15 protein-coding genes and 1 pseudogene are annotated in these 17,613 nt (G+C 65.2%); 9 read left to right on the top strand and 7 right to left on the bottom strand.

The window, feature by feature from the left end; translation table 11 throughout:
- On the top strand, window positions 1-992 hold a 992-nt coding region (locus tag WA317_RS21680; RefSeq protein WP_425174986.1), incomplete at its 5' end, for a 4-alpha-glucanotransferase.
- Here WA317_RS21680 and WA317_RS21675 read toward each other — a convergent pair.
- Both WA317_RS21675 and WA317_RS21670 read right to left on the bottom strand, forming a co-directional pair.
- Window positions 983-1,738 (bottom strand): class I SAM-dependent methyltransferase, encoded by a 756-nt coding sequence (locus tag WA317_RS21675; protein WP_425174985.1) that lies wholly within the window; start codon window positions 1,736-1,738, stop codon window positions 983-985. The genes WA317_RS21680 and WA317_RS21675 overlap by 10 nt on opposite strands.
- Window positions 1,735-2,712 carry a methylenetetrahydrofolate reductase gene (locus WA317_RS21670; RefSeq protein WP_425174984.1) on the bottom strand — a complete coding sequence of 326 codons (978 nt, stop codon included), beginning with the start codon at window positions 2,710-2,712 and terminating at the stop codon, window positions 1,735-1,737. Before WA317_RS21670 ends, WA317_RS21675 begins: the two co-directional genes overlap by 4 nt.
- A gap of 144 nt (window positions 2,713-2,856) precedes the next feature.
- On the opposite strand from WA317_RS21670, the gene WA317_RS21665 reads away from it, so the two are divergent.
- The 3 genes from WA317_RS21665 (at window position 2,857) to WA317_RS21655 (ending at window position 7,225) form a co-directional block, all read left to right on the top strand.
- Complete coding sequence (locus tag WA317_RS21665; RefSeq protein ID WP_425174983.1) at window positions 2,857-3,756, top strand: class I SAM-dependent methyltransferase; 900 nt, start codon at window positions 2,857-2,859, stop codon at window positions 3,754-3,756.
- A 635-nt stretch (window positions 3,757-4,391) separates the two neighbouring features.
- Entirely contained in the window at window positions 4,392-5,831 is a 1,440-nt protein-coding gene (locus tag WA317_RS21660) for an alpha/beta hydrolase domain-containing protein (protein WP_425174982.1), read from the top strand.
- Window positions 5,832-5,965: 134 nt separating this feature from the next.
- Complete coding sequence (locus WA317_RS21655) at window positions 5,966-7,225, top strand: alpha/beta hydrolase family protein (RefSeq protein ID WP_425174981.1); 1,260 nt, start codon at window positions 5,966-5,968, stop codon at window positions 7,223-7,225.
- Between the two features lie 36 nt (window positions 7,226-7,261).
- Here the strand turns inward: WA317_RS21655 and WA317_RS21650 are convergent, their stop codons facing one another.
- Entirely contained in the window at window positions 7,262-9,454 is a 2,193-nt protein-coding gene (locus tag WA317_RS21650) for a putative bifunctional diguanylate cyclase/phosphodiesterase (protein WP_425174980.1), read from the bottom strand.
- Between the two features lie 501 nt (window positions 9,455-9,955).
- On the opposite strand from WA317_RS21650, the gene WA317_RS21645 reads away from it, so the two are divergent.
- On the top strand, window positions 9,956-10,789 hold the full coding sequence (locus WA317_RS21645) for an arylamine N-acetyltransferase family protein (protein ID WP_425174979.1): 834 nt from the start codon (window positions 9,956-9,958) through the stop codon (window positions 10,787-10,789).
- A 48-nt stretch (window positions 10,790-10,837) separates the two neighbouring features.
- Here the strand turns inward: WA317_RS21645 and WA317_RS21640 are convergent.
- From WA317_RS21640 to WA317_RS21625, 4 genes and pseudogenes are all read right to left on the bottom strand, one after another.
- Window positions 10,838-11,648, bottom strand: a pseudogene (locus WA317_RS21640) (acyl-CoA thioesterase).
- Window positions 11,649-11,720: 72 nt separating this feature from the next.
- Window positions 11,721-12,221, bottom strand: a complete 501-nt coding sequence (locus WA317_RS21635; protein WP_425174978.1) for a winged helix-turn-helix transcriptional regulator — start codon at window positions 12,219-12,221, stop codon at window positions 11,721-11,723.
- 731 nt (window positions 12,222-12,952) lie between these two features.
- Window positions 12,953-13,675 carry a cutinase family protein gene (locus WA317_RS21630; protein ID WP_425174977.1) on the bottom strand — a complete coding sequence of 241 codons (723 nt, stop codon included), beginning with the start codon at window positions 13,673-13,675 and terminating at the stop codon, window positions 12,953-12,955.
- A gap of 174 nt (window positions 13,676-13,849) precedes the next feature.
- Window positions 13,850-14,626 carry a DUF6065 family protein gene (locus WA317_RS21625; RefSeq protein WP_425174976.1) on the bottom strand — a complete coding sequence of 259 codons (777 nt, stop codon included), beginning with the start codon at window positions 14,624-14,626 and terminating at the stop codon, window positions 13,850-13,852.
- A gap of 195 nt (window positions 14,627-14,821) precedes the next feature.
- Here WA317_RS21625 and WA317_RS21620 point away from each other — a divergent pair, with 195 nt between their 5' ends.
- The 4 genes from WA317_RS21620 to WA317_RS21605 form a co-directional block, all read left to right on the top strand.
- Window positions 14,822-14,995, top strand: coding sequence for a hypothetical protein (locus WA317_RS21620; RefSeq protein ID WP_425174975.1), 174 nt, complete (start codon window positions 14,822-14,824; stop codon window positions 14,993-14,995).
- Window positions 14,992-15,930 (top strand): chloride channel protein, encoded by a 939-nt coding sequence (locus tag WA317_RS21615; protein ID WP_425174974.1) that lies wholly within the window; start codon window positions 14,992-14,994, stop codon window positions 15,928-15,930. Before WA317_RS21620 ends, WA317_RS21615 begins: the two co-directional genes overlap by 4 nt.
- The gene (locus tag WA317_RS21610; protein WP_425174973.1) at window positions 15,873-16,583 is read left to right on the top strand and encodes a chloride channel protein; all 711 of its coding nucleotides are present in this window, start codon (window positions 15,873-15,875) and stop codon (window positions 16,581-16,583) included. Before WA317_RS21615 ends, WA317_RS21610 begins: the two co-directional genes overlap by 58 nt.
- Window positions 16,584-16,678: 95 nt before the next feature.
- Window positions 16,679-17,613, top strand: a 935-nt coding sequence (locus WA317_RS21605; RefSeq protein ID WP_425174972.1) for an alpha-hydroxy-acid oxidizing protein, incomplete at its 3' end; no start/stop codon positions are given.

The following is a 17,613-nucleotide window of genomic DNA, read 5'->3' as shown; positions in this document are numbered from 1 at the left end:
CCGCCGTGCGCAGTGCCGCACGAGACGCCGGCATGGCATTGGGCGTGTTGCACGACCTTCCGGTCGGAGTCGACGCCGACGGCGCCGACTCCTGGGCGCTTGCCGACGTGCTCGCCGCCGGGGTGCGGGTCGGGGCCCCGCCGGACAACTTCACCCCGAGAGGGCAGGACTGGGGGCTGCCGCCATGGCGGCCGGACCGGCTGGCCGCCACCGGGTACGCGGCACTCCGGGACATGTTGCGCGCCGTGCTCACCTACGCCGACGGTCTGCGGATCGACCACGTCGCCGGGTTGTGGCGGCTGTGGTGGATTCCCCCCGGCGACGGTCCGGACCGCGGCACCTATGTGCACTACGACGCCGACGTGATGCTCGGGGTGTTGGCGCTGGAAGCGCACCGGGCGGGAGCCGTCGTCGTCGGCGAGGATCTGGGCACCGTCGAACCGGAGGTGACCGAAGGGCTGGCCGACCGGGGAATGCTCGGGTGTGCGGTGTCCTGGTTCACTCGGGACCAGTCCGCACCCGACGAGCCGCTCTTTCCCCCGGCGAAGTGGCCGGCGCGTGCAGCCGCCAGCCTCTCCACCCACGACTTGCCCACCGCGGCAGGCTTTCTACGCGGCGAGCACGTACGGGCCCGCGCCGACCTCGGTCTGCTCGACGACGTGCCGGCCGAACAGGCCAACGCCGAGAAGGAGCGCGCAGAGTGGCTGGCGCTGCTGCGCTCTGAAAAGCTGCTCGACGAGAGAAGCTCCTCGGAGCCGGACGAGGCAGCCATCATCCTGGCAATGCATCGGTTGTTGGCGGCTACGCCGAGCCGGCTCAAGCTGATCTCGCCCTACGACGTGGTCGGCGAGCTTCGGCAACCCAACCTGCCCGGCACCATCGACGAATACCCGAACTGGCGGCTGCCGCTTCCGGAAACCCTGGAGGAGTTGCGCGAGGACCCGAGGGTCGCCGAGATTACCGCCGCGTTCCGGGCCGCCGGTCACGCATGACGCAGCACCAGCAACTCGCCAGTCACGGCGCCTTCTTTGAGCAGCCGCGCGATTCCTGAACTCTGCCGTTCGGCCAATCGCCAAGCCTCCGTGTGCCCGTACCGGTCAGCCAAAGTCTTCGTGACTGTGTCGACGCGCTCATTCCACTCTTCGGGGATTGCGGGAAGATCAGCTGTACAAAGCCACTGGTCGACGCGCAGCAACGATTCCTGCACCAGATCTCGAATGCGGCTGGACGTCGGGAAGTGGTTGCCTTCGGTGCGGTCGGTTGGCAGGTCGCGGCGCGCAACAAAGGCGAGCAATCCGATGCTTCCGGTAGGCCGCACAATGCGCCGCAGTTCCTGTAGCAACGTCAACTGGTCAGGAGTCGTGCACAGCACCCCCAGCGCCCAGGCGGCGTCGAAACTCGCGTCCGCCACCGGCAGCGCCGAGCCGTCAGCGCAGAGCACTGGGTAGCCGAACAATCGCTGCGCTGCGCGGCACGCGCCGGCTTCGGGCTCGACGAGCACCGGCTGCACCTCACGTTTGCCGGCCGCGTAGGCGGCCGGACCGCCGACGCCGGCCCCGCAGTCCAGCAACACGTCACCTGCTGCCAGACCCATCTGCTCCATGAGCCAGTCCAGGGCCGCCGGACTTCCGCTGCCCCGGCATCCCGCAGGCACATGAAATTCCGGCCCGAGATCAGCGGCCACTTGCGCCGTCCATTCCGCGACGGTGTCGAACTCCGCCTCCATCGCTTCGATCACGCTGCCTCCGCCCTGATCCGACGACCCACCTCTGCCTTGATCTCCGCGCCGATGCGGGTGCCCGACGCTGATGCGAGCCCGGACACGTTCACGCCCTCGACACCCTCGATCGCCAGCAGCGCCCGGGCTTCGGTGACTGCCGCCGCGATGCCGGCAGCCACCGGGTCCGCTGCGCTGAGCACCTGCTCGGTCACCGACTCGTCGAGTTCGAGGCCGGGCAATCCCTGCAGCACGGCCGCTGAGACGCTGTCGGTGAATACCGCCACGGCGGCCACCACTGGAATCGACAGGCCGGCCGACCGCGCCGTTTTCATGAACCCGGTGACCATGTCCGGAAACGGCACGTGATTCAGCACGGCCAGGCTCGCTCCGGCCCGCTGCTTTTCCACCAATCGGGCCGGCCGGGCATGCACGGGCGGGGCGGTGGGCGTTTCCGGCGCCGCCGGAATCACGCCGACCGAGGCGGCCAGCGACACCAGGCGCAAGCCGTCGAGGTCGAAGATCTGCGTCACGTCGGGGCGGACGTCATAGCCGCGGCCGTCACCGGTGACACACAACACCGTGTCGACGCCAATGCTGCGCAGACCCCTCAGTTCCTGCTCGAGGACCACGCGGTTGCGGTCCCGGCACGACAACGTGATCCACGGCGTCACGCCCGCATCGAGCAGCAGTGATCCCAAAAGCGTGGGTGGAAAGTCGGGTTTGTTCTGATGCTCGCCGACGAGGACGGCGTCGCAGCCCCCCGACAAGACGGCGGCGGTCGCCGCGATGTCGTCACGGTCGAACGGCGTTGCGCTGAAATCGGTGAGCACCAACGGCGCAGCGGCGGGTCGGGGTGCAATCGGCGTACCCGACCAGGCCACCACGTCGGCGAAGGCACACGCTCCGGGGCGCATCTCGCACTGGCCGTCGGGCCGCACGCCGCCGCAGGGCCCGAACTCCATCCGTTTCGGGCAATCCGGATCCGCCGACATCTCACCTCCTCCTGCACCGGTATTCGCAGGCATGTACCCCGCGAACTGCGGCCGCAAGCGCCTCGCGGCGGCAGGTGTACGGTTGGGGCGAAGTGATTAATTAGGCTAAGTAATGCGCAGTTTGCGCAGAGAGGGGCTCGACGAATGACCCGCACCGACAACGACAGCTGGGATCTGGCATCCAGTGTTGGCGCGACCGCAACTGCAGTCGCCGCATCGCGCGCGATGGCCTCAAAGGCTCCGGATCCGCTGCTCGACGACCCGTGGGCTGACCCGCTCGTCCGGGCGGTGGGCATCGACACCTTCGTCAAGCTGATCGACGGCGAGATCGGTCAGACCGACGATCCACTGCTCAATCGCCGGGCCATGAACGAGCAGATCGCCGTGCGCACCCGCTTCTTTGATGACTTCTTCCGTCAGGCGACCGGTTCGGGCATCCGACAGGCTGTGATCCTGGCCTCCGGCCTGGACACCAGGGCCTACCGGTTGCCGTGGCCCGCCCGCACGGTCGTATTCGAAATCGATCAACCGGAGGTCATCGAGTTCAAGACGACGACCCTGGCCGGGCTGGGCGCCGAGCCCACCGCGCAGCGCCGCACGATCGCGGTCGACCTCCGTGACGACTGGCCTTCGGCACTCAAGGAGGCCGGGTTGGACACCAGCCAGCCGACTGCCTGGAGCGCCGAAGGGCTGCTGGTCTACCTGCCGCCTGAGGCGCAGGACCGCTTGTTCGACAACATCGCCGCCTTGTCGGCGCCGGGCAGCCGGATCGCCACCGAACATTTGGACCTGCGCGGCATCCCGTCGGACTGGGCGGAGCGCCTCACGGAGCGGTCCCGACGCATCGGCTCCAACATCAACCTCGCCGAGCTGTTCTACACCGGTGACCGCAATACCGCCGCCGACTACCTCGCCGCCCACGGTTGGCAGATCGACATTCGGACAACCCAGCAGGCGTACGCCGTCAACGGCTTCGAGTTGCCCGACGACGAGCTGGCGTCATTCGGCGCCAACTCGGGCTACCTTTCGGCGACCCTGAACTAGCTGTTCCGACCATGGACGTTGGTGACGGCGTGGCGTGGTGACATGACGAAGACCTCCGAGTGAAGTGCGAGCTGTCGAGGAACGCACTACTCATCACCGGAGGTCTTCGTGTCCCACCGTAATGCTCCCTTATCCGAAACAGGTCGACTTCGACTGAGTTTCGGACCGTGGCGCCAATGCCTTTCGTCCTCAGCGAATCGGCCGTCTTCCAAGCCGTCCTGATCACAAAAGGCGCGACCCCCGGCCGCCGTCGGCGCCGGCTAATTACGCGTTTGCGGCTGCGCTCGAGTTCGGCTCGTGCTCCCTTCAGCTGCCGTCGTGACACGATGAGCAGAACACCGAGGGCGACGATGCCGGCGAGTTCGACCAAGGCGACCGCTCCCAACAGCACGCTCGCGGTCATCATTCGTTCGCCGTTGCGGCGGGTGCTGTCACTGGCCGATTATGACGGAGGAGCCGGACGTCGCGGAGGTTCATCTCTTTAGAATCGCTCACCAATCCGCAACATCTTGTCGTCAGTGCGTGTACGAAAGTAACCGTGTCTCAGCAGCTTGAGCGTCGCCTGAGGCTGACGTACGGGTGCCCGTGAGCACCGTTCCGGCGACGCCTTCTTCATCCCTCGACGGCAGAACGCCGTGACGGCTCCTCGCGTCACACCGGCGCCCGGGAGGCCTGCGCTGCTGCTGGGAGCTTTCGACGTTTCCGAAATGGGTTACATCGCAGCGGAATTCTTCATCTCCGGAACAGCGTCGTCCCATACTCCCGCGGCGGCGCTCGGTCCAGACGGCCAGTGGCTCGTAAAGCCCTCAGGCGTTGCTGATTACACCACGCGGTTGGTGGTGCTGACGCCGGCGGATCACGCGGCTTTCAGTGGGACGGTGCTCGTCGAGTGGCTCAACGTGAGCGGCGGAATCGATGCTCCGGCGGTGTGGTTCATGGCGCATCGTGAAATGGTGCGCGCTGGCTGTGCTTACGTCGCAGTCTCGGTCCAGCGGGTGGGCGTTCAGGGCGGCGCAAGCCTGATGGGCGCGGATATGTCCCTGAAGAGCCAGGATCCGCTCCGGTATGCATCCCTCCACCACCCGGGCGACGCGTTCTCTTACGACATCTTCAGCCAGGCCGGCCTGCTCATCAAGGATGCTGAGCGCAACGGTGTTCTGCGCGAGCTGCGCCCAAAACACGTCGTCGCTGTGGGCGAGTCCCAGTCTGCTCTGTTCTTGACGACCTACGTCAACGCCGTCGATCCGCTCGCCCACGTCTACGACGGCTTCCTGGTGCATTCACGGTTCGGGCCTGCTGCGCCACTGGACGGCAGCTCCATATTCGAAGAATCACCGACCAGCACACCTCAAGCGGTCAGATTTCGTTCCGACCTGCGCGTCCCGGTCATCGCCGTCATCACCGAGACCGACCTTTTGGGCGGCCCGCGACTCGGATATCGCCTCGCCAGGCAGCCGGACAATCCTTGGCTGCGGGTGTGGGAGATTACCGGCACCGCTCATGCCGACAACTACACGATCCAAGTGGCACCGATCGACACCGCCTCCACACCACTGAACGAGATCGTCGCGGCGTATGCGCCGACCAACATCCTGATGGGTCAGCAACTAGAGCACTACATCAACTTCGCTCCACAACATCACTATGTTCTGCAGGCGGCGTTGTCGAAGCTGTGCCAATGGGTCCGAACGGGTCAACCCGCGCCGAGTGCCGCGCCCATTGCATTAGACGATACCGACCCGCCCCACCCGATTCCGGACGAGAACGGAATTGCGCAGGGCGGCATCAGGACCCCCTGGGTAGACGTACCGATTGCACGGACATCCGGTGTCGGCAGCGAGGACAGCGCGCTATCCACTCTTTTCGGCTCCGGCGAACTGTTTGACGCGGCCGCCCTGCGCAGGCTCTACCCCGGCGGGGCGAAGGATTACCTGCACCGCTTCACCACGGCCCTGGACACAGCGATTCAAGCGGGATTCATCATGACGGCCGATCGTCCGGAGATCATCCAGGTTGCCGCTGCGACGTATCGTCTCACCAATCACTCGCTTGATGGAGACGACCAAATCGGATGACACGGATGCGTGCTCCCTATGCGCTCCCGTGGCACAACCCGGGACTGTGATGTGGATCACCCGGACGGGGCACGGTGAGAACTACCACGCCCTTTTGGGTCGGCCACCAGGACATTGGGCACTAGCCTGCAAATATGGCAACCTCCCGGGACAGCGCCGTCAAGCCAGGCAGGCGCGGGTCTGGCTTGCGTGTGCCGGGCGCCGGTGCCCTAGGGCTGGCCCTCAGGCCTTTGAGACGAACGGGCCGCTACTACAGTCATGCGCGGCGCGATTACCGAGACGGCGCAGTGCAGGGTCTACCGCCCACTCGGCCGACCGCTGCACTGGTTGCGCAAGCGTTTCGCGACGAGGTCGTCCTGATGGGTCTGGGACTGCGTCGCCCGGTAAGCGGCCCGAAATCCTTCGAACGCATCACAACTGAAGTCATCGCGGCACAGAAGCTCTACGAGCGCCGCGGTTGGTTGGATAATCCCCTCGGATTCTTCACCGCACCGCCGGCCATGAACGACGCGACGGTCGTCCCGGTCCAGCGTCGGCGACGTTCCTATCGCCGCATCACCTTCGACAGCGGGTACTCGCCACATCCTGGGGAACCGGGCCGGCAGCGCTGGTTGCATTATCCGGGCATCAAAAGCGGTTATGCGCTGCTGCTACGCCACCCCGAACCGGCGCCGTGGCTGATATGTGTCCACGGCACCGAGATGGGCCGCGCGGCAGTGGATTTGGCTCTGTTTCGCGCCTGGCACCTACACGAGAAGCTTGGCCTGAACGTCCTGCTGCCGGTGCTGCCCATGCACGGCCCACGGGCGCGTGGCCTACCCCCGGGTGCGGTGTTCCCCGGCGAAGACGCGCTCGATGACGTCCATGCCACCGCACAGGCGGTATGGGATATCCGGCGACTGCTGTCCTGGGTACGCGGCCAGGAGCCTGACTCACCCATCGGCCTGAACGGCATGTCACTGGGCGGCTACATCGCCGCGCTCGTCGCCAGCTTGGAGTCCGACCTCACCTGCGCCATCCTCGGCGTACCCGTCGCCGACCTGGTGACGCTACTTTCCCGGCACGCCGGCCTCAAGCGCGACGACCCGCGCAGGCGCACGTTGACCCTTGCCGAGCCCCTCGGCCGCATGACCTCGCCGTTGTCCCTCACGCCGCGAATACCCGAACGGGGCCGGTTCTTCTACGCGGGCGTCGCGGACCAGGTGGTGGATCCGCGTGAGCAGACCATTCCCCTTTGGGAGCACTGGGGTCAACCTGAGATCCTGTGGTATCAGGGCGGGCACGCCGGATTCATCCGGTCTCGACCAGTTGCGCGCTTCATCGACGATGCGCTTGTGCAATCGGGTCTCGTCGGCCCTCGTGAGCGCCGCAAGGGCCGGTCGGCCACGGGCTAGCAAGCCGCTTTTGCACCATGCGGCATTCAGCGTCGGTCAGGCGTTAGGGCAACACGTCAACAGTTCGAGCACCGCGGGCGCTGCGATCGGCGGACTGTAGTAGAAGCCTTGAGCGACTTCGCAGCCGTAGTCGCGCAGCGCGGCCGCGGTTTCTGCGCTCTCCACACCTTCAGCGACCGTTATCACACCCAGCATGTGGGCGAGGTCGATGACCGCGCGGACGATCGCGGCCGCGCGCTCGTCGACCAGGATCGGCGCGATGAAGTCGCTGTCGAGCTTCACCTCGTCGATGGGCAACTCTCGCAGGTTGCGCAGGGCCGAGTAGCCGCTTCCGAAGTCGTCGAGGGCGATGCGGACGCCGTTGCCGCGCAACGTGGTAAGCATCGTGCGGGCCACTGCGATGTCCTCCACCAGCAGGTCTTCAGTGATCTCGACGATCAAGCGATCCGCGGGCAGCTCACGGTTGTTAAGAGCCTCCACGATGTGCGCCGGCAGGAACACGTCTTCAAGCGATGCTGCAAAAAGGTTGACGCACACTGGTATTCGTGCACCTTGACGGTGCCAGGCGACGGCGTCATCGAGCGCCTGCGCCAATACGCTTTCGGTGACCGCGCGCATCAGACCGTGCTGGCGCACCAAGGGCAGGAACTGCTCCGGGCACAGCAGACCACGGTCGGGATGAGGCCAGCGCACCAGTGCTTCCGCACCGACGATCTCCTGGCTGTGCAGGTCGAACTTCGGCTGATACACCGTGACCAACTCGCGCCGCTCGATCGCCTGCCGTAGTTCGCCGAGTAGTCGCACGACGACGGCGCCGTCGCGCGCTGATTTTCTGTCGGAACGGTCGGGTGAATCGCGCTCGTCGCCGTTGGCAAGTTCCATGCCTGCGCGAAATGTTTGCAGACCGCCGCTGCGCAGGCGTTTAGCCGCGTACATGGCCGCGTCCGCTTGTTTGAGCAACGCTTCGGCGCTCAGCTGCGCACCGTCGGGCGGGGCGACGACAAGCCCGACACTGGGCCGCACTACCAACTGCTGGCCGGAGACATCGAACGGTGTGGTGAAAGCCTCGGTGATCCGGCGTGCGACCAGGTGGCAGTCCTCGTCTGCTGTCTCGATCACCACGGCGAACTCGTCACCGCCGACCCGGGCCACTGTGTCGCCCATCCGGACACAGCCCTTAAGCCGTTGCGCCGCGGCTTTGAGCAACTCGTCACCGGCCGAATGCCCCATGCTGTCGTTGATGACTTTGAAATCGTCCAGATCCAGCGAAATCACAGCGACGGGGCGCTGATCGCGCCGGTGCATCTGCACGGCGTGTGCGAGCCGGTCGTCGAACAAAGTGCGGTTGGCCAAGCCGGTCATCGGGTCGTGCAGTGCCTGATCGGCCAGCATGCCCAACAGCCGTCGATTGTCGGTTACGACCAGGAATTGACGCGTCAGGACGACCATCACTACCAGCACTCCGGTGCCGAGCACTAAACCGGTTTGCAAGCTGGACCGGTATTCGAGGCTGATGATCACGGCGGCCACGATCAGCGGCACGTAGGGCAACCACACCTGCACTGGCGCCGGCAGCGGCACCGCGGGCGCGCGGGTGGCTGGTAACGCTCGCAGGCTCGACAGCGCCGCCAGGCCCAATGTCAGCAGGGCCACGGCCCATCCGGCAACGGGGAAATCTATGCCCTTATGGCTGGCGATGAATACCACCAGACCCGTGTCTGATGCCGCCATCAGCGCGAGCCCCGCGGTGAGCAGCGTCAACGTCAGGCGCTGCTGGGTGCGGGCCCGCGCCAGGACCAGGACCGCCGTAGTGAACGTCGCCATGGCCGCAAGCGCCAGCGCCACCGACAAGCTCAGAGCGACGTGGTTCGCCCGGGTCTCGGCGTACACCCGATCCAGCACAACCACCCAGGCCACCAAAAACGTCGACCCTTCGACGATCAGCGCGTCGAGCAGTAGACGCGCTTGAGACAGACCCTCGTATCCGACGGGAAACGACACCAACGCCACGCAACCGACAGCCGGCAGCAGGAATCCGAAGACCGCGGGCAGCGGGAACGGGGCCTCATCGATGCCGCGTTCCACGACGTAATAGGTCGACATCGTCAGTGCGACTATCTCGCCGGCCAGCCCGATGGTCAGGAAGACCCATGCCCGTCGTTGTCGACCCCGTGCCTTATTTGCGGCCAGCCCGGCACAGACGGTGGCGAACACTGCGAAAATCAGCAAGCCGATAGCTCTGCACCCATCGGCTACCCGCGGCCCGCCCAACCCCGCGAACGACGACACCGCAAGACCGGCGCCGCTCGCGAGACACAGGCCGACGAGCGCCACCGCGCACGCCGCCCTCCACGGCCTCGGCGTTACTGCTGACAAAAAACCCCCAGTGCTGGGTAACGACGGCTGCCCGGAAGTGCGGGAACCGCATGAGATTAGCAACTGCGAACGCCTTGAGGCGGCGAATGCCGCATCACCGGTGAAACGTTTGCTCGATAGCAGACGCCTTCCGTTCGCGCGCGGAGGCCAACGCGCTGCTTCCTGCCATCCCGGCGAAGTGAGTGTGTTTACACGACCGTCACGCGGCGTTGCCACAGCGGCGCGCCATGGCCCTGCCCAGTCGGTTCCGTTGCTGGGTGCGGCAAACGTCAAAGCAAGGCCGGCGTCGGCAACACGCTTCACGAGCTTCAACGACACCGCGTGTTCGGTTAATAGCAGGGCCACAATGGGCCCATGGCGCCGGATGTAGCCGGATACCTCGAGCGCGTCGGTTATCGCGGTGATACCGCCCCGACCGTGGAGGTGTTGCAGGGGCTGGTCACTGCGCATAGCCAGACGATTCCTTTTGAGAACCTGGATCCGCTGCTAGGTATGCCGGTTGACGACCTGGGCCCGGGGGCTTTGATCGATAAGTTGGTGCGGCGGCGGCGGGGTGGCTACTGCTACGAGCAGAACGGGCTGATGGGGTACGTGCTGGCGGAACTGGGCTACGGCGTACAGCGCCTGGCCGGCCGGGTGGTCTGGATGCTGGAACCGGGTGCACCGCTGCCCGCGCAGACGCACACGGTGCTGGCGGTGACGGTTCCGGACACCGAGGGCGCTTATCTGGTTGATGTCGGTTTCGGCGGCCAGACGCCAACCTCGCCGCTTCGTTTGGAATCCGGCGTCGTTCAGCACACGGCTCACGAACCGTATCGCCTCGATGACCGCGGTGATCGGTTGGTGTTGCGAGCGTTGGTTCGTGACGAGTGGCGGGCGCTGTACCAGTTGTCCACCCGCCCCCAGCCGCAGATCGATCTGACAGTCGGCAGTTGGTACGTCTCGACGTATCCTTCCTCGATCTTCGTCACCAGCTTGACGGTCGCGTTGGTCATCAACGGTGGCCGCTGGAATTTGAACGGCCGCGACTTGACGATCCACCGCGGCGGCGCGACCAGAAAAATCCGGCTCGAGGACGCGGCGGCGGTCGTTGAGGTGCTGGAAGACACATTCGGAATCGACGTGGCCGAGCTCCGCGACGGCAACACGCTCGAAGCCCGCATCGCTGAAACCTGCTTCAATGACTAACGCCCTATTGCGCTGAGTCGTTGCCGCTCACTTCTTCGAGAACTGCAGCTACGCCTTGTAATAGACGATCTGATGAGTGGTGGCCAGCAGACTGCCGTCGCGGGTCCACATCTGCACGCTCTGGTCGAAGTAACCACCGGAGAAGCGGTTGGCCCATGCACTCCCCAGTACGAAGTCGCTACCCAGTGCATCGAGCTGCTGCCGGTCGGCATGAAAATAGGTTGTCAACGAGATCGTCCCTGCTGGGACAAACTGGCCGCGGCGCAGGAAGATTCGCGGAAAGAAGACGTCGCAGAGGGCAGCTAGTGCCCGGATAGTCGACCAGGCGAAGCGCGCGGTCCCGCACCCATACGGTGGACGTCGATGACGAACTGACCTGCCGGTCTGCGCCGGGAAAACCGCCATCGGCAAAACGCATGTCGTAACACGATACCCAGACGGGAAGGCCTTACTGTTGGCTCGATGTGATGCGCTCGGGCGGCGTCGTATTCGGAGGGGTCGCCTGAATGTCGGCCCAGGTGTTGCGGCGAATTCCGAACACCGCAGTGGCGGTGGTTTTCACCGCATCTTCCTGGCTGAGCTCGACGATCCAGTGGTGATTGGTGCGATTGGTGCGCCGTGCTCGAAGAGTGATGTCGAACTCGCCGTCGACGAGGGGCGCAGCGAAATTGACGGTCATCACCAGCGGCTCGCCGAGGCGGTCGGGGTGGGCCTCGATGGCGCGCACCATCGTGGCGGCGGTGATACCCCCGAAGGGACCGCCCATGTTGGCCCACTCGTGCTGGGTCCAGCCGCGGCGTGTCACGTCATCGATGGTTTCCAGGCGGATGGCACGGTCGAAAGGATGCGTATCGGACACGTCTGAATCCTTGATCACCAGGTCGCACCCGGGTGCCGAGGCGATGAAGAACTAGTTTCTGCAGGCCGAGCCTCAACGCTGCTTTCTCGCGCGGGTGCGGGCCTGAGTTTGCGCCAGAGGGACGCTGTGGCCTTCGGCGCACTGCACGTGGGTGACCACCGGTGCCCCACAACCCCCGCCGTGCACGAGTTCGAGTCGGCTGGCGTCCCCCTGCAGCAGCAAGCCGAACTCGACCAGACTGACGAGCACGGGAAAGAGTTGCCGACCACGCCCGGTCAAGACATATTCGTAGCGAGTGCGCTGCCCCGGTGTCTTATACGGTTGCTTGGACAGCACTCCAGCATCGACCAGCTGCTTGAGACGAGTCGCCGCGATTTGTTCGGTGACTCCGGCTCGTCGCGCGAAATCTTCGAACCTTCTCGTCCCGTAAAAGGCTTCCCGCAGCAGCAGCAGAGCCGAACGTGTTCCGATGGTGTCCAACGCACGTTCGATGGGGCACCAATCGTGGGCGCCTGTTCGGTCACCGGTGGCCAGCCGCCCAGATAGCGTCATCACGTCAGGAACTGCTTCCATGTCGCGAGGGTACCGGCTGACAGCACTTTCACATAGCCAGGTGTCAAAAACTAACGGTGGAATTGAACCCCTCAGCTGACTGCTGGATGTCCGCACCACCTCACTCGATCGTCCTTCATCACACCCGCGGGCCAAAGTTCGGATAGCGCGGTCGATCTGGTCCCCTCCCGAATACGGGGCCACTGCGACGTCTCTGAGCCTTGGCTTTACTTAAGTGGGGTTAGGGGGGATGGTAGAACTGTCGCTTCTTCACCGATGAGTTGAGCCGCAACGGAAAGCCGCCACACATCTGCGGCCCACGTTTTCCGGCGCGGTCGAAATGAATCACTACGAACTCGCCGAAGCGATCTCCAACGCACTCAGGCAACCTGTCCGATACGAGCCGGCGGACATCCCGGCGTGGGCGAACGACCTGCAATCTCAAGGGTTCCGAATATCTGGCGCAGCATTTGAGCAACGTCGCCGTCGACTATCGCAACGGAATCTTCGCCGGCACCAACGACATCGTCGAACGATAGGCGGAAAGAAGCCGACAACGGTCGAGGCGTTCATCAAAGCGAACAGCGCGGCATTCAGCTGACCCGACCGAGCCGATCGAAGTGATGCCTCTCGATGAGGCCCCAGCGGCGTACGCACGAATGATTGCCGGCGACGCACGCCCGCGCATCGAGCTCGACGCGAAGTAGCACCCCCCGCTATCGTGAGCTATTTCGCGCAGATGACCGGACGACTCAGTCGCGCGGAGTGACCTCGTTGACAACGAACTCAGCAGCCTGGTCGGCCATCCCGTTGCTCTTGTAGGCGCTGTGCGCGGCTCGGTCCCGACCACCCGGGTCGCAGACCGGGTCGCCTGGTGCGCACAGCTCGATCGTCTTGCCCGCATAGTTCTGCCCGATGACGATGGGCGGCGCGTTGCGGTCGACCAGGTCGAGGAAGCCGCTCGAGGGTTTGCCGAACAGCGCCACGGCTGCGACATGGGCGGCGGTTGCGGGCGGCAAGGGTCCGGTGATGCCGTCGGGCAACGGGTATCCGTCGGGAATGGTGTCGGTCGTGGTGTAAGCAGCGACCGCAGCGCCCTGAGAGTAACCACCGAGCACGATCCGGGTGCTCGGACAACTGGCGGCGACCGAGGTGACTCTGTTCGCGGCGTCCGCCACGCCGTCAGCAGCTGTCTGGAAGTTCAGCGACGCCGGGTAGTCCACCGGGTCGACGCCGATGTTCCTGCCGGCCAGCTGCGCGTTCAGTGCATCGACGAATGCTTGTCCAGTCGCACCAACGCCCGGTGGCTCGAGTGTTCCGCGCGCGAACACCACATCGATGTTGGGGCACACATCAGCGCCTGCCCGGTGCAGAGCCTGCGGACCCGTCATCGCCGTGACCGCCAGGACGGCGCCGGCACCGATGCGGCGCAGGGTCAGCAAGGTGGGCAAGTGGGCGCCTGCGGTCGTGCTCATCTAGGACTCGTTTCCTGCGATCGTTAGGGTTCGCGAATGTGGGAGTGGCGCCACGGTTAGTCGAGCGCGCGAATGCGATTTTTACGTCAGAGACACTACCGCCCGCCTGTCCTGCCAGCAGCGGAGCGTGGCGAACGGCACATACTCCCAGCCCTCAGCTGGCGTTCCGCCTGACTACTGCGTCTCGTGTTGACGATCGATGAACGAACGAAGATGGCGGCGGGTTTGGTGATCCTGCGGCCCGACCTCGCCGTCGGTGTGGGTGCCGCGGGTGTAGTCGCCTTGCCACGGCAGTCGCGCTGCCGCGGCGGTGTCTGTCGCGGCCTGAATTTGCCCCAGCTCATCACGGGAGCGAATGAAGATCTCGTGCTTGCGGCGCAGCTCGTCGTCAGAGTCGATATGGCGGAGCTCTGGGGTGAAGGCTTCTAACTCGCCCCGTCGTTGCGGGACGATCATGCAGACGGGCTCGTCGACCTCGAACCGCACCGGCATCAGTTTGCGGGTGAATTTCCAATTCATGGTGAAACTTGCTGCCGACCAGTCGGTTTCGACCACGCCCTCCAACGGATATACCGCGTCCTTCGGATAATTCGCCGGTCCGCGGACCAGGAGGTTGTAGCCGGGCGGAGTGCGAAACAGGAACGGCAGATGCCAGGTCAAAATGCCGTAACCGAAATGACTGCTGGGCAGAAACTGACCGCTGTCTCGCTTGTCCGGGTTGATCATCACACCAGTGCGATCTTCTTGACCGAGCCAAGTCGCGCTGAACGCGCACGGATTGTGCACCACCCACCCGCTTTGATTGGCGATCAGCATCGGCAGACACCGATTCGCCCAACCTCTACGGGTTGCCGCCATCCATGTCCGGTTGAGCGGCGCCGGGCTGACCGGCGGTGCGCTATCGCTGATGATGAAGGCGGTCAGTGGACGCTCATCGAAGTTGTCACTCATCGGATCCTCGGTCCATTGGTAGCCGCGCCCAGGCCCCATTGCCACAGGAGTCGCAATCCCTCACACCATAGTGATGTAACGGATGCCCGCCCGGTGGTGGCTGCGCTCGTCCGTTGCACGGTGGCGGAAAGGGGGCGGATCGCGTATGTCCGGACACCGTCCAAGTCGAGCTTTGCATAGTGCAATATTGCAGAGATGATCGACCACCTCAGTGAGGGTGATCTGGCCGTCTACCTGCGCGCGTGCGAACTTTCGCCATGCTCGGTGCTGCGTGCCGCGCTCGCCCGAACGGATGCGGCGACAGGCTCGGCCACTGCGCTCGGCCTGACGCGCATCATCGATCGGATCGATGACGAGGCGCGGGTATGAGCGGGCGCTTGGCGGACTTCTCCGTTGACCGGCGGATGCTGATCACGACGGCGCTGGCACTGCCCATCGGTGCGCTGTCGGCGGCCGCGGCGTGGTGCTTGCTGCGGCTGATCGGGCTGGTGACCAACCTGTCGTTCTATCAGCGCTGGGCCGTCGACCTGGTGGCGCCGGGAGCGCGTCACCATCCGTGGTGGTTGGTGTTGGGCGCGCCGGTGGCCGGCGGTCTGGTGGTCGGCGTGATGGCCCGGTTCGGGTCGGACAAGATCCGTGGTCACGGCATGCCGGAGGCGATCGAGGCGATTCTCACCCTGGGCAGTCGCGTCGATCCCAATGTTGCAGTACTGAAACCTGTTTCAGCGGCGATCAGCATCGGTACCGGTGGCCCGTTCGGCGCCGAGCGCCCGATCATTATGACGGGCGGAGCGCTCGGCTCGATTCTGGCTCAATACCTGCATCTGACCGCCGATGAACGCAAGGTCCTGCTCGTCTCCGGCGCCGCCGGCGGCATGGCGGCCACGTTCAATTCGCCGCTGGCATCCGTTCTGCTGGCGGTCGAGCTGTTGTTGTTCGAATGGCGTCCCCGCAGCCTGGTTCCGGTGACCGCCGCGGTGACGGTGGCGACCGTGGTGCGCCAATTCATTCTGGGTGCCGCGCCGGTGTTTCCCGTCGTTGCGTCAGTCAGCGACATCCGCTGGCACATCGACGTGTTGGCACTCGTCATCGGTATGTGCGGCGCCGTGGTGTCCATCGTGGCCACCCGGCTGGTGTACCTGGCCGAAGATGCCTTCGCGCATCTTCCGATCCACTGGATGTGGTGGCCCGCGATCGGCAGTCTGATCATCGGGTCTGGGTGGGCTGGTCCAGCCACGCGCTCTGGGTGTCGGCTACGACGTCATCGACGCGCTCCTCACCGGCCAAAGCCGCCCTGTCCCTGATCGTCGGCATTCTCTTGGTCAAGACCCTGATCTGGTCGTTGTCGTTGGGCTCAGGAACCTCGGGCGGTGTACTGGCACCGGTCTTCATGATCGGCGGCGCGCTGGGCGCTTTGGTCGGGCACTGGCTGCCGACAGTCTTTCCGGGATTCTGGGCGCTGCTGGGCTTGGCGGCGGTGATCGGCGGTGTCCTGCGTTGGCCGCTGACCGGGGTGGTGTTCACTCTCGAACTGACCCGAGCATGGCCGGCCCTGTTTCCGCTGATCATCGCCTCGGTCACCGCCTACGCCGCCTCGGTACTGCTGCTTGACCGATCGATCTTGACCGAAAAGATTGCGCGCCGGGGTCTGCATCTGACGTACGAGTACACCACCGACCCACTGGAGACGTTCTTCGTGGCGGACGTGATGCACCCCGAGCCGTCACAGGATGCTGTGGGCGGCACCGCCGGCACCCGCGACACGTTGCGTCACGCCGCGAATGTCTTTGCCGAATGCGACGGGCGCCCACTGCGGGTCGTGTCGCCGGACGGCGCGGAGCAGGGCCACCTGCTTTGGCACGACCTGCTCGCCGCCCGACTGCACGACCTCACTGAGGACACCGAGCGCACCCGGCACCTGATTGCCTTCGCCCGCTGGGCGGCCCGCAGTAACTAGTCACTGACTGCTCGGCTTCGCCGGATAACCGGGTCCGTCCCGTGCGGACTAGCGTGGCTCACGATCGGCTTCGTACTGGGACGGATTGGACGGCGATGACAACAGCCGAAGGGCAGCCGGGGCGGCAGCGCCAGGAAACGATCTACCGCAACGGCGTATTCGGCCGCACGCCGGCGGTGCCCACAAACTTCGTCGCGTTGGAGCGGGCGGCGAAGTCGAAGATGACCAGACAGGCGTGGGCGTACGTCGCCGGAGGAGCCGGTGAAGGCGCCGGTATCACCAACAACCGCGCCGCACTGGACAAGTGGGCCATCGTGCCGCGCATGCTGCGGGACTGTTCGCAACGCGACCTGACGGTCGAACTGTTCGGTCGCCGACTGCCGGCCCCGATACTCGTGGCGCCGGTCGGCGCCGCCGGACTCGTCTACCCACACGCCGACGTCGAAATCGGTGCTGCCGCCGCGTCCGTCGGCCTGCCCTACATCTTTTCCAATCAAGGCTCGGCGTCGATGGAAGACACCGCCGCCGCGATGGACCAGGTGGCCGCTGAGAGTTCCGGCAGGGCTCCACGCTGGTTTCAGCTGTACTGGTCGACCAACGACGCCGTGGTCGAGAGCTTCATCCAACGCGCCGAGGCCATCTCCGCCGACGCCCTGGTGGTCACCGTTGACACCACCCTGCTCGGCTGGCGTCCCCAGGACCTCAACATCGGTTCGCTACCGTTCACGCAGGCGATCGGCATCGCGCAGTACACCTCCGACAAGCAGTTCATGGCATCCGTGCGCGACCGGGTCGCGGCAGCGAAGGCGGCCGGCCAACGGCCACCGGTGCAGGTCACACGGGCCGCGGTGAAGACTTTGCTGTCGCTGGCGCGCAACGTGCCCGGCAGTTTCGTCCGCAATTTCGTGTCTCCGCTACCACGGGCGAGTGTCGAAACCTTCCTCGACACCTACTCGCGGCCGTCGCTGACGTGGAACGACATCGCCGGGCTGCGGGAGCGGACGACGCTACCGATTCTGGTCAAGGGGTT

The organism is Mycobacterium sp., assembly GCF_049802695.1.
Lineage (GTDB): Bacteria > Actinomycetota > Actinomycetes > Mycobacteriales > Mycobacteriaceae > Mycobacterium.
Note: the sequence above shows the minus strand (reverse complement) of the source record. Positions and strands in the feature narration are given on the sequence as shown.